General features: G+C 32.9%; 13 protein-coding genes. 1 reads left to right on the top strand and 12 read right to left on the bottom strand.

The genetic code is table 11. The features are described 5' to 3' along the window. Window positions 1-152 precede the first annotated feature (152 nt). The 10 genes from ACWG42_RS12170 to ACWG42_RS12125 all read right to left on the bottom strand — a co-directional run bounded on the left by ACWG42_RS12170 (window position 153) and on the right by ACWG42_RS12125 (window position 9,550). Entirely contained in the window at window positions 153-1,478 is a 1,326-nt protein-coding gene (locus ACWG42_RS12170; protein ID WP_455792694.1) for a 6-phospho-alpha-glucosidase, read from the bottom strand. A gap of 25 nt (window positions 1,479-1,503) precedes the next feature. Continuing rightward, entirely contained in the window at window positions 1,504-3,072 is a 1,569-nt protein-coding gene (locus ACWG42_RS12165) for an alpha-glucoside-specific PTS transporter subunit IIBC (RefSeq protein ID WP_455792692.1), read from the bottom strand. A gap of 187 nt (window positions 3,073-3,259) precedes the next feature. Then, window positions 3,260-3,577: a zinc-ribbon domain-containing protein gene (locus tag ACWG42_RS12160; protein ID WP_455792690.1), complete on the bottom strand. Its 318-nt coding sequence runs from the start codon at window positions 3,575-3,577 to the stop codon at window positions 3,260-3,262. Between the two features lie 20 nt (window positions 3,578-3,597). Beyond that, window positions 3,598-3,969: a DUF2085 domain-containing protein gene (locus ACWG42_RS12155; RefSeq protein WP_455792688.1), complete on the bottom strand. Its 372-nt coding sequence runs from the start codon at window positions 3,967-3,969 to the stop codon at window positions 3,598-3,600. Window positions 3,970-3,972: 3 nt separating this feature from the next. Further along, on the bottom strand, window positions 3,973-4,281 hold the full coding sequence (locus tag ACWG42_RS12150) for a zinc-ribbon domain-containing protein (RefSeq protein ID WP_455792687.1): 309 nt from the start codon (window positions 4,279-4,281) through the stop codon (window positions 3,973-3,975). A 153-nt stretch (window positions 4,282-4,434) separates the two neighbouring features. Continuing rightward, window positions 4,435-4,605, bottom strand: a complete 171-nt coding sequence (locus ACWG42_RS12145; RefSeq protein WP_455792685.1) for a hypothetical protein — start codon at window positions 4,603-4,605, stop codon at window positions 4,435-4,437. Then, window positions 4,595-5,215 (bottom strand): YczE/YyaS/YitT family protein, encoded by a 621-nt coding sequence (locus ACWG42_RS12140; RefSeq protein ID WP_455792683.1) that lies wholly within the window; start codon window positions 5,213-5,215, stop codon window positions 4,595-4,597. The genes ACWG42_RS12145 and ACWG42_RS12140 overlap by 11 nt, the downstream gene beginning before the upstream one ends. Then, the gene (locus ACWG42_RS12135) at window positions 5,190-5,612 is read right to left on the bottom strand and encodes a PTS sugar transporter subunit IIA (protein ID WP_455792681.1); all 423 of its coding nucleotides are present in this window, start codon (window positions 5,610-5,612) and stop codon (window positions 5,190-5,192) included. Before ACWG42_RS12135 ends, ACWG42_RS12140 begins: the two co-directional genes overlap by 26 nt. Beyond that, on the bottom strand, window positions 5,599-8,175 hold the full coding sequence (locus ACWG42_RS12130) for a glycoside hydrolase family 38 N-terminal domain-containing protein (RefSeq protein WP_455792679.1): 2,577 nt from the start codon (window positions 8,173-8,175) through the stop codon (window positions 5,599-5,601). The genes ACWG42_RS12135 and ACWG42_RS12130 overlap by 14 nt, the downstream gene beginning before the upstream one ends. Further along, window positions 8,165-9,550, bottom strand: coding sequence for a PTS fructose transporter subunit IIC (locus tag ACWG42_RS12125; protein WP_455792677.1), 1,386 nt, complete (start codon window positions 9,548-9,550; stop codon window positions 8,165-8,167). The genes ACWG42_RS12130 and ACWG42_RS12125 overlap by 11 nt, the downstream gene beginning before the upstream one ends. Window positions 9,551-9,663: 113 nt before the next feature. Here ACWG42_RS12125 and ACWG42_RS12120 point away from each other — a divergent pair, with 113 nt between their 5' ends. Beyond that, window positions 9,664-10,407: a MurR/RpiR family transcriptional regulator gene (locus ACWG42_RS12120; RefSeq protein ID WP_455792675.1), complete on the top strand. Its 744-nt coding sequence runs from the start codon at window positions 9,664-9,666 to the stop codon at window positions 10,405-10,407. Window positions 10,408-10,603: 196 nt separating this feature from the next. Here the strand turns inward: ACWG42_RS12120 and ACWG42_RS12115 are convergent, their stop codons facing one another. Next, window positions 10,604-11,335 carry a tRNA threonylcarbamoyladenosine dehydratase gene (locus tag ACWG42_RS12115; protein ID WP_455792673.1) on the bottom strand — a complete coding sequence of 244 codons (732 nt, stop codon included), beginning with the start codon at window positions 11,333-11,335 and terminating at the stop codon, window positions 10,604-10,606. A gap of 1 nt (window position 11,336) precedes the next feature. Next, a complete protein-coding gene (gene miaA, locus ACWG42_RS12110) occupies window positions 11,337-12,248 on the bottom strand; it encodes a tRNA (adenosine(37)-N6)-dimethylallyltransferase MiaA (protein ID WP_455792671.1) in 912 nt (303 codons plus the stop codon). Window position 12,249: the final 1 nt, after the last annotated feature.

Raw genomic sequence — 12,249 nt, 5'->3', positions numbered from 1 at the left:
AGAGAATCAAAAGTAAAAACTTGTCGTGTCCTTCTTTGGCTCTTCTTAGAGCCTTTTCGTCATGTTTTTTTCGTTTTCTCTCATTTCCACTTAAATTATGCAAGTTCCTAATAGATAAAAAAAAACTGTATGTTTTGACATACAATTTTTTCTTATTTAAGAACTGGCCAAAAGTCTTTATTTGCTTCGATTAAATCATCTAAAATGGCTTTCGCAACACCTGCACTAGGTACTGTTTTACTTAACGTAAGTGCTTGCCAAAGTTTCAAATAACTTTGTTCTGCCCATGCATCTACAACTAATTTTTCAACAGATACTTGTTGTTCCATAAGACCTTTTTGGAATTGAGGGATACTTCCAACACAAATTCTTTCAGGTCCATTTTTACCTACGATACAAGGAATTTCTACCATTGCGCTCGGATCAAAATTCTCAACTGCACCATTATTTTCTACAATCAATAACATTTTTTCTTTTGTATTATATGCCAATGCACATGCTAAATCTACGATATAAGATGCATGTTCATCAATGTGTAAATCTGCGCCTTCACTGCTTTGGTTTTCTGCTATTTTTTTACACTCTCCAAATACAAATTTTTCTCTTCCATCCATTACTTGATTTGCTCGTGTATAGGTAGGATCTGTATGTTCTACTACATAATCTGGATATAAATAGTATTTCAAATACGTATTTGGTAATGTTTCAGGATCAAGGGCATACACATCTCTTGCCTTAAGGAACGTATCGTTCCAACTTGGATCTGAGTGCTGATACATTTGTGTATCTACATTATATCCGTTTTTAGAGATATGTTTCTTTAATTCAGGCATTAAATCATTTCCATCTAAATCTTTAACACTTGTCCACCAACCGAAATGATTTAAACCATAATATGTAATATCTAGTTTTTTACGATCTTTGATTCCTAATATTTCTGCCATATGACGTTCAATACCAATTGGCATATCACAGATATTTAAGATTTTTGCGTTTGGACGTAGTTTACGTGTAGCTTCTGCAACGATTGCTGCTGGATTTGAGTAGTTTAACATCCAAGCATTTGGAGAGTATTGTTCCATATAATCTACAAGTTCTAACATAGCACCAATAGAACGCATACCATAAGCAATCCCACCAGGTCCACATGTTTCTTGTCCAACTACATTATATTTCATTGGAATTTTTTCATCTAATTCACGCATTGCATATTTACCTGCACGAATATGTGCCATTACAAAGTCAACATCTTCAAATGCTGTTTTTGGATCTGTTGTAGCCATGAATTCAATTTCTGGGTTACGTTCTCTAATAAGCACTTCACATGCATCCGCAACTATTTTTTGACGCTGTGCATCGTTATCATAAAACTTAATAGAACGAAGTGGAAAACGCTCTAAGTGTGACAATAACATTAAGACGATACCTGGAGTATATGTACTTCCTCCTCCAGCAATTAAAACTGAAAATTTCTTCATATTAAGTTCCTTTCTAAGATAGATTTTATATTCTACCTAATGTAAGTTCCATGCTTTCTCTAACCTTTGGAACATCTAGTCCAATGATTACTTGGACAGAATCTCCATTTTTCACTAAACCAATTGCTCCATATTTCTTAAATTCATCTAAACTTTGTATTTCTTTTTCATCTTTTACAAGCAATCTTAATCTCGTTGCACAGTTACTAATTTCAAGAATGTTGTCTCCACCACCAAGGCAAAGAATCAAACCATCAACATCATATTTATCTTTTGATTTAACTTCCCCATCTTTTAACATTTGATATTCGTCTTTGGTAAGTAGTTTTACATCTTCATCAATTTCACGTCCTGGTGTTTTATAATCAAACTTTAGGATCATGAACTTGAACACATAGTAATAAATAAATATAAATGCGATACCTACCACAAACATCATAACGTACATCATGACATTGTTTTTAAATAATGGGACAAGGTTCAAGAATATAATGTTTGGAATTCCTTGACCGAAGTTACCAACAACCCCAACCGCAAGCATTGCGACTGCAAGTACGGCAGATAACACAGAGTAAACGATATAAAGCATAGGCGCAACAAATAGGAATGTAAATTCTAATGGTTCTGTAATTCCAGTCATCATCGAAGTAAGACATGCAGGAATCATTAATGCGATAACCATTTTACGTTTCTTTGGATTTGCTGTTTTATAGAAGGCTAACGCGACTCCAATAACACCGAAGATTTTCGCAAGTTCACCATTTGAGAATCCACCTAATGGATACACTTCAACAAGTGGTTTTGTTGAGTTTACAAACTCTGGAAGGTGTTGTGCCCAATATCCGATAGTTCCACCTTCTACCAGTACATTATCAAATAGTACTGGTGCATATATAAAGTGGTGAACCCCGAAAGGTAATAATAATTTTTGTAATATATTATAAGAGAACAAACCAAAGTAACCAGATTCTTTAAAGAATCCCTGTACACCTAGTAATAACGTTTGAAAATGTGGCCATACCATTGCTACTAAGATAGCAACAGGTATCATCACAAAGAATCCAATCATAACAACGAAAGCAGATCCTTTGAAGACACCTAAATAATCTGGCAAGTCTTTTTCATAGTATCTATTGTGTAAGAAAATTGCTAAACCAGCGATAATAATTGCGCCTATCATACCAGTATCTAATGTTTTGATACCTGCAATCATAGCTAGACCACTCGTTCCACCAACATCTGCAGTAAAGTCTACACCAATATTTGTACCAAATTGATTTAAGAACTCACTTAAGAAATAGTTGAATGTGATATAGATTACAAAGGTTTCCATACATGCTCTTGCATTTTGTTTCTTAGCTAATGCAATTGGTAAGGATATGGCAAATAATAATGGTAGTTGATTGAATACAGTGTTTGCTCCTGCACTAATCATGGACCAAAATTTAAACCAAATGGATTCTGGATTTGCTAAGTCTCCTACAATTTGCGGATTCATACAAGTTGTTGCTAAACCAACCATGATACCAGCAAATGCAAACAGTAGAACTGGAGTGAACATTGCACCTCCAAATTTCTGAATTTTCTGTTTCATAATACTTCCTTTCTCTCCCTGAATGTAATGGGTTTCAATTACATATTTTATTATAGATACCCCTATGTATGAAAACAAGATAGATGGTCACTTCTGTCCCAATATCCTTGTTTGGTACATTTTCCCTTTTTGTGGACTTTTTCCCATAAGAAAAGAATCGAGAGTTTCCTTCCGATTCTTTCTTTTCTTAATAGTAATAATACATGCTTGATCTTGCCATACCAAATGCAAATAGAAAGAAGAACACATAGAGTGCTACAATACTTAACACTCCTACGATTGCTCCTATACCTGCATTTTTTGATGATTTAGGCTTTGTATCTTTCCATACAAGGAAAAGTACCAAACCAACAATTGGAATACAGCATCCTAAAACGCCCCATCCGAAATTGCCATCATCTTGGCTTTGTGTTTTAGTCAATTCATTTTGTGAAATTGCCACTCCACAATTAGGGCAGATTACTGCTTTATCATCTATCTCTTTACCACAATTTCTACAGTACATAAAAATCTCCCTTTTCTAAACTATGCTTTCTTTGCTTGCTCTACTCCATATGCATAACCTAAGCCATAAACATAGGCTACACTTTTGAAAAACAAACAGCATAGTGCATATCCAAACAAGAACCCTGTAACAAATCTACGCCAATTGTTACTTTCATACTTCGTCAATAATTGAATAAACCCATCCAACAACATCGGAACCATGAGACATATTAATATAAGTATAGATGGTACAAAGAACCAATAGGATACAATAGCTACTAAAATACCAATCAATTCACCTGTACATCTTGCACAAATAGGAAATTTCTTTCCGTGATAATGAAATGATCGTTCATCTCTTCCATGACATCCAAAAATAATTGGAAGCCATTTATAAAGAAATTTTTTCATCGATTAATAATAGTAACCTGAACTTCCTTCGCTAATTCCTACCATAAATAAGAATGCGTAGAATATTACGATAAGAATAACAGATACAAGTGCTCCTATTCCTGCTGCTTTTGATGTTTTTGGTTTTGTATCTTTCCAAACTAGGAATAAAATTAAACCTACTAAGGGAATACAGCATCCAAGAAGACCCCATCCAAATCCACCATTATCAATTACATCTGGTGTTGCTGCTTTCGTCTCCTGAGAAACTCCACAATTAGGGCAGATTACTGCCTGATCATCAATCTCTTTACCACAATTTTTACAATACATAATTCTTCTCCTTTTCAAAACTGGTTATTCTTTACGACCCTTCCCAGTAGGTAAATTTTAACATGTTATAGAAAAATTGTCTATTCTGCGTAAAATTTGAATAGACAATTGGAAATTTAATTGATTTTTTTTATAATTCAAGGGTATTTTATCTCATATCCGTTTTAAAAGTGTCTTAACAGCATAAGAGGCAATCGCAATACCAGCAGCTGTTGGTACAAACGGAGAACTTGCTGGTGGCATTTTCTGCTTTCTAGTAACTCTTAAAAAAAGCACATTCACATTTACTGTAAACATACTTTCTGTTTCTTCATCAAAATTCATTTGTATTTAAAGAGTTGTATTCTAGTTTTTTTGGTAAAGCTAATTGTATCATTTGCATAAATAATGGTACGAGCATGTATACAAGTAGAGTTGCAATTTGTAGATTAATAGATAAAATCAGAACTATTGCGAATGGGATAGAATCACAAATAATCTTACTGATACCCATTTTAATACCTTTTTCACTATGTAACATATATGTAAAGTTGTCAATAGCATTTGCACTTAAACCCTGATTCATATAAATTGTTAATCCAATTGCACTCAATATACAGCCTACAAGTAGTACAACGTAAGGATTATAGCTACCGATATGAACAAATTGAGTAAATGCATCAATGAACAATCCTTGTAAAATCCCTGGAATCAAGCAAATAAAATTCCATTTTTTCTTAAATATAAGTTTCGTTGCTATAATCATAAGTATATTATTTATGATTTGCCAAAGTCCAATACTGATTCCTGTTTTACTGTATAACCCATAAGATAATAAGTCCCACGGGGCAGCACCTAAATTAGAATCAACAATAAAACGAATACCAAGAGATAATATGCTAATTCCAAAAACGTAGTAAGCTACTTGTTTATTCAAATATGACTTTAATTTCATCTTCATTAGTAAGGCTTCTCAATTTATTACATTGATCAGGATCCATAAGTTGTGTAGAAATTGCAATTAAGGATTCCAAATGTTCTCCTTCATCTTCTGGAATCGCTAAGGCAAAGATGTCTGTGATTCTACTTCCATCCAAGCTATTCCATTCAATTCCTATTGTATTTCTAACATAAACAACAGCAGCTTCTTTAACTTCACTACATTTTCCATGTGGAATTGCAAATCCATCTACTAATCCTGTAGTCCCTTGTGCTTCTCTATCTTCTAATGCTTTCTTATAAGAAGTAGCATCACTTGCAATTCCCTCTTCTTTCATAAGATTTGCTAAAAAACGAAAAACTTCTTCTTGTGTTTGAAACTCTTGATGTAATATTACTTTATTTATTTTCATGTTTTTTTCCTCTTAATGTATATAAACGATACGCTTTTACCTTTTTTTCATTTCCTTGTTCCAATAAATTTCCAATTTCAAATTCCATACTTGCATGAATGTTTTGTTTGTCAAAATCCTCAAACGTTAAGAATCTAATTTGCATGGATCCATCTAACAGGGAACTATATATACTATATATTAGCAGATTATTGTCTACCTGCATATAAGATTTTTCAAGTGGCAAAATTGCTTCTTGTTTCCCTGTAAATTGAATTTTATTGTCAATTCGCTCATAGAATAAGTTTAAGCTTTGATTTTGATAGAACACACTTGGTGCTTCAAATGTATGAAGATAATTGTATAATGTAGCATCTACATTTTCTGCGAACACAATAGCAAATTCAAATTCATGTACTCCTAGAACTTGTGCAAGAGGTGTAAACATACGTATATGTCCTTTTTTTGTAGTATCTCCACTTGCTCTACCTGGACGATTCAATAAATCAGGTTTTCCTAATTCATTACAAGATGAAAATAAAGTCATATAAATTCTATCATCAATCGTTTGATATTCTTTTACTCCTTTATTTAATACCACAAGTTGTTTTCCTTCTTGACAAGCAGTCACAAAACCACTATTTGTTTCTATATCTACTGGATATTCCACATATGAGTCTTGCCAATTTTCAATTTCATCATTCAGCACATTTCTTTGAATAGTTCCAAAAGGAGTAGCTGCTAATGCTTTCTTTATATGTTCAAAACCTCTTATCGCTAGTCTTATTCGATGAGATAAAATTGTATTATCTACTACAACTTTGACTTTGATAAGTTCATCCTCTTGTAGGCGAATTTCAATCTTGCAATCCATTTCGCTATCATATATGTTTTCTTTTCTTTTCTCTATGTTTGATGGCAATTTCATCGTACAATCAATATTCATAATTTGGATACTATCTTTTATGACTACACTTGCTTCCTGCATTTGTACACATACCTCATAATCATTTTCTAAAGGAGAAAAGTCATAGGTGTCTCCATCATTTCCCATATCCCAAAGAGATATAAAATCTTTTACTGTTTCATCTTCATATGTTAAAGAAACATGGTGATCTTCAAACGATATTTTATAAATTGAATTTGATATGCTTAATTGATTAGGAACTTGTATTTTTGGTTCTTGAATGGAATGGAATTTGAATACCTTGTAACCAAAAGATGGAAGCTTCACTTTCACAAGAACTTTATGAAGATAATAATCATCTTCTTTTACATAATAATTCTCAATAGGTGTTTCTACCAATGCATGAGGATATCCAAAATATTTCTTTGTTTCTAGAATGGTACTAGCTTCTACTCCATCAATACTTATATATTCATCTAAACTAAATATTTCAACTTCTTTGTAACCATAAAATTCTTTTGGTTCAAAATTAAAGATTACAATTTCATCTTCTTTTAAGTTTAAGCGTTTTGCAAAATGCTTTTTCATATAGTTCTGAGCTGATTTTGCTATTTCTATAGCTTGCTTATTACGATTCAAAATGTCACTCGCAACGCTATCACTCACACAACCTACAATTCCATCATGTGCTTGTCCTTCAAATAAGAGCTTGAATGCTTCTGCAATTAAGTTATCACTCATTTGCATTCCTTCCATTTTAGCCATCACTTGTAGAGGTTGTGTGATTTTAATAAGCTCCTGTTCTGCTTGATAATTTGATTTTTTTATATCAATTCGAATAGCACCACAGCTCTTATGTATACGAGAATATTTCACTTCTCTAAATTCACCTTGATAAGGCTTTAAGGGTTGTGTTTTTATAACTTTCGCAAACTCTTCATACGTACTAATTTTCAAATCATCACTAACTTCTTTTATCTTTTTATCTAAATCAACAATGACATTAAACTGGTCATTTCCTACCGGAATTAATATATGTTCACTATCTGTCAATGTTTTGTATTCTTTAATCAATGGATTTAGTTTATGCTCCACAAAGGCACTTTCTGAGTTAAAGCCTTTTGCCATTCCATATCCATTGTGTAAAATGATTCCTGTTACTTCACTTTGATCTTGTCCAATCCATTTAAAATAGGGGGCAATATTTTGTTTTTGAAAATCAGCACCACGCCAAAATACAAAGTTATCTATTGAAAATTGATTCATAATCATGGGCATTTGATTACAGAATCCAAATGTATCAGGCAAATAACCTACTTTCATATAATCCTTAACTAGTTGTTTACTACGATAAATGCCATAATATAAGTTCTCTATAATGGATTGTCCGCTTACTAACTGGGTATCTGTTTGTGTATACCAAGGGCCTATAAATAAACGCTTTTCTTTTACTAGTTGTTGGATATTTACTAGCTTTTCTGGGTATAGTTTTATATACTCTTCTACTATGGAAACTTGCCCATCTAAACAGAAATTCGCTTGTTTATTTTCATTTAGTTCTTCTAGTATATCAGAAAATGTTTGATCCATTAACACAAGAGAATCGCTTGTGCTGAAGTACCACTCACGATCCCAATGTGTATGACTTACAATATGAATAGTTCGATTATAGGACACTTGTTGAATCTTCTACTTCAAATGATGTTCTAGTTAAGTATGCCCCAGCAGCTATAATACATGTACCTACAATAATTGCTAATACATAGATAGGCCATTGATCAACCAATAACCATCCATAAATGCCTGAAATAGGAATACTATTAACAGCTCCTAATCCAACTGCGATGGAAGATGCTACTCCACAACCAATGATATTTACAAATACTAGGATCTTTGGATTTGCTAATGTAAACGGGATAGCTCCTTCACTTACACCAACAAGTCCCATAATGAAGGATGCATTCCCTGCATTTTTAAATGATGCACTGAATTTTTGACCTTTGATTAAAGATATAATTCCATATCCTAAAGCTGGTACAATAATTGCAACCTGTGCCGCAGTGTTAGGTGCAAATACGCCAGATTCTAATAATCCCATAGCAGTAACTACAGCCGCTTTGTTAATTGGTCCACCTAAGTCTGCTCCAACCATCGCTCCCACAACCATTGCCATAAGGATAGTTGATCCTCCACTTAAGCTATTTAATCCATCAATCAAAGCTTGATTCAACCAGGCGAATGGTATTCCTACAACATAATTTACGATCAGCATTGTAATTAATACAGAACCTACAGGAATAATAAATACAGTTCCTAAAGATTCAGCAGCACCCTTGAATTTTACATGATCGATTAGGTATTTTGTAATATATCCAGCTAAGATACCAGCGGCCAATGCCCCAAAGAAACCTGATTCAATGTTCTTTGCTAACATACCGCCAGCAAAACCTGCAGCAAGTCCTGGTTTATCTGCAATTGAATATGAAATAAATCCAGCGAATACTGGTAACATCAACCCCAAGGCAGTTCCACCTAACCCATCTAGTGTATGGAAGAAGCCTAATAAATTACTTCCTGCATGAGATGCATCCCAAATATCTGTAACATTAAATGCCATAGCTCCAATTCTAGCAATTCCCATAATTACAGAAGCTGCTATTACAATTGGAATCATATAAGATACACCTGTTAAAATATGGTTTTTTATTGAACCCGTTTGTTTTTTCACAATACCATCATTTTTACCCTTTGTATAAGCTATTGCATTCTTGATCACTTCTTCTGGGTTTTTGATTGGAGCAGATACAGGACAACGATAAATTGATTTTCCTGCAAAACGATCTTCTTCTTTAACTTTTGTATCTACTGCAAAAATAATACAATCTGCTGATTGAATATCTTCTTTTGTAAGACGATCTTCGATTCCTTTCGCCCCTTGTTTTTCTACTTTAATTTCATACCCTTGTTTCTTTGCTGATTGTTCCAATCGAGTAGCTGACATATATGTATGTGCTATTCCTGTTGGACATGATGTAATCGCAATAATCTTCATCTTGTTATCCTCCTAATTGCTTTCAACAATCTATTTATATCACACTTGTGTAATTTTATGCAATATGTTATAATTATAAGTGAAAAATTATATAAAGGGTGAAAAATTACATAATGAACAATTTAAGAAAACGCATACAAGCAAACTATTACGAATTAACAAATGCTAGCAAACTAATAGCTGATGTTATTCTAGGTTACGAAGAAAAAGATTTTGATTTAAATTTAGTAAGTCTTGCGGAAAAAGCTTTCTGTTCAAATGCCGCAATCACAAAATTTATTCATTATTTCGGAGAACAATCCTATAAAGTATTTGTTCGAGATTTGAATAGAGTAGATGAAAATAGCAGTTCGACAATAATGGAATCTATACATCTTGTTGACGTCTATTATAATCAACATATAGATAGTATTCAAAAATTCATTGAGAATATAAAAAAAGCAAATAATATTTATTTATTCGCCTCTGGACAAAGTCAAATTTCAGCATTAGATTTTTCTACAAAATGCAATAAAAAACAAAAAGGAAAATATATTTTTGAGTCCAACTCAGATACACAGCGTCTTTTATTGCATACAATATCAAAGGATGATTTCATCATATTTATATCAAATAGTGGTGAATCTAGAGAACTACTGCAGTTTTTAAAAGAAATTGACAACAATAACCTCTATTTAGTTACCAATCGTGAAAATTCTTCTTTAGCAAAGCAAATTGAACATACAATATGCCTCAATAATACAATTGAATCACCTCTTGGATTTAAAGAGTTCTCAAAAGAATCCAAATATTCTTTGTTATATTTTTTTGATAGTTTATTTGAATTGTTGTACCAACAAAATCAATCGCATAAATAATAACCTACATGTTTGTGTATGCGTTCAATTACCCTGTTTTACGTTATCTATATCATGAAAAACATGTACTCATAGTTCCATGCCTAAAACTAAACTATCTAATCCAATATTGTTTACCTCCGTTATTTTTAGATAATAATTTCTGCTTTCAAAAGAAATAACAATATGAGCTAAAACTTACAACATAAAAAATCAATCAATAATCTTCACTATTTATTATTTTTTGAACAGCATAAGAGGCAATCGCAATACCAGCAGCTGTTGGTACAAACGGAGAACTTGCTGGTGGCATTTTCTGTTTTCTAGTAACACCATCTTCATTCACAATACTTGTTTGTACACTTGGATGTTCGCTTGAACATACCACTGGTATCTTTCCTTTAATACGATTCTTTCGTACAAGATTACGCATCACTTTTGCTACTGGATCATAGCTAGTTTTCATAAGTTCTGTAATTTCAATCTTTGTAGGATCCATGCGATTTGCCATTCCCATACTAGAAATAAAGTTAATCTTATGTTCTAAACAATAACGAATTAAAGCTAATTTAGATGTCATTGTATCAATCGCATCTACTACAAAATCCACGTGTTCTTGAAACAACTGTTCATTTTTACTTTCATCATAAAACATATCATATCGTACAATCTCACAATCCTTACGATACGTTTCAATGCGTTCTTTCATCACTTCAGTTTTTGAACGACCTACTGTTTGAAAAGTCGCATGTATTTGACGATTCAAATTACTTAACGCAACTTGATCTCCGTCTACAAGAATCAATTTTCCTATTCCACAACGAGCTAGTGATTCTGCACTATAAGAGCCAACACCGCCAACCCCTACCACCATAACACACGCATTTTGAAGTGTATCAATTCCTTCTTTTCCAATCAATAATTCCATTCTTTGTAATGGTGTTTCCATATCAGTTATCTAACCACTCTTTCACATCTGTAACTACACATTCAGGATACCCACTCGTTTCAATATCATACCAATGTACTTGCATTTGATTTCGAAACCAAGTGTATTGACGTTTTGCAAAATTGCGTGAGTTCTTTTTGATTTTTTCTACACTTTCTTCGATAGACGCAGAACCCTCAAAGTATTCTTTCCATTCTTTATATCCAATTCCTTGAAAACTTTGTAAGTCCCATACATTTTCATGAGAGGATACAAGCGATTTTATTTCCTCCAATAAACCCTCTTTTATCATTTGATCTACCCTTTGATTAATTCGTTCATACAGACGTTCACGATCCATTGTCAATCCTATGATATATGCATCATAAATCATTGTGTGTTCTTGAGATTCTATAATGTCGCTCTTTTTTTCACCTGTATGTGCCATATATAAAGCGCGAACGATTCGTTGTCGATTATTCTGATGAATGCTTTCACATACTTTAGGATCCACTACCTTTAACATACCCCATAGTTCATCGTTACTTCTTTCATTTAAAAAACTCATAAATTCTTCATCTTTTTTCTGTTCAAGAAAACGATAATCATAGATAGCTGATTTGATATATAACCCTGTTCCTCCGCATATGATTGGAACACAACCCTTGTCATGTATTTCTTTTACATGCTTTCGTGCAATTTCTTGAAATATCATAACGTTATAATCATCTATGAACGAAAAACAATCCACAAGAAAATGAGGAACATCCATCATTTCCTCTTTCTTTATTTTTGCGGTACCAATGTCCATATTTTTATATACTTGCATAGAATCTCCGCTAATAATTTCACCATGAAATGTTTGTGCCATAGAAATACTTAGGCTTGTTTTTCCTACTCCTGTAGGTCCAACTATGATTAACACTTTCTCCATA

Source organism: Amedibacillus sp. YH-ame10, from assembly GCF_053848885.1.
This window is presented reverse-complemented; position numbering and strand designations above follow the sequence as displayed.

Bases quoted from the DNA above. Each gene is read 5' to 3' on its own strand.
- ACWG42_RS12170 (WP_455792694.1), bottom strand. From the start codon at position 1,478: ATGAAGAAATTTTCAGTTTTAATTGCTGGAGGAGGAAGTACATATACT.
- ACWG42_RS12165 (WP_455792692.1), bottom strand. From the start codon at position 3,072: ATGAAACAGAAAATTCAGAAATTTGGAGGTGCAATGTTCACTCCAGTT.
- ACWG42_RS12160 (WP_455792690.1), bottom strand. From the start codon at position 3,577: ATGTACTGTAGAAATTGTGGTAAAGAGATAGATGATAAAGCAGTAATC.
- ACWG42_RS12155 (WP_455792688.1), bottom strand. From the start codon at position 3,969: ATGAAAAAATTTCTTTATAAATGGCTTCCAATTATTTTTGGATGTCAT.
- ACWG42_RS12150 (WP_455792687.1), bottom strand. From the start codon at position 4,281: ATGTATTGTAAAAATTGTGGTAAAGAGATTGATGATCAGGCAGTAATC.
- ACWG42_RS12145 (WP_455792685.1), bottom strand. From the start codon at position 4,605: ATGAATTTTGATGAAGAAACAGAAAGTATGTTTACAGTAAATGTGAAT.
- ACWG42_RS12140 (WP_455792683.1), bottom strand. From the start codon at position 5,215: ATGAAATTAAAGTCATATTTGAATAAACAAGTAGCTTACTACGTTTTT.
- ACWG42_RS12135 (WP_455792681.1), bottom strand. From the start codon at position 5,612: ATGAAAATAAATAAAGTAATATTACATCAAGAGTTTCAAACACAAGAA.
- ACWG42_RS12125 (WP_455792677.1), bottom strand. From the start codon at position 9,550: ATGAAGATTATTGCGATTACATCATGTCCAACAGGAATAGCACATACA.
- ACWG42_RS12120 (WP_455792675.1), top strand. From the start codon at position 9,664: ATGAACAATTTAAGAAAACGCATACAAGCAAACTATTACGAATTAACA.
- ACWG42_RS12115 (WP_455792673.1), bottom strand. From the start codon at position 11,335: ATGGAAACACCATTACAAAGAATGGAATTATTGATTGGAAAAGAAGGA.
- miaA (WP_455792671.1), bottom strand. From the start codon at position 12,248: ATGGAGAAAGTGTTAATCATAGTTGGACCTACAGGAGTAGGAAAAACA.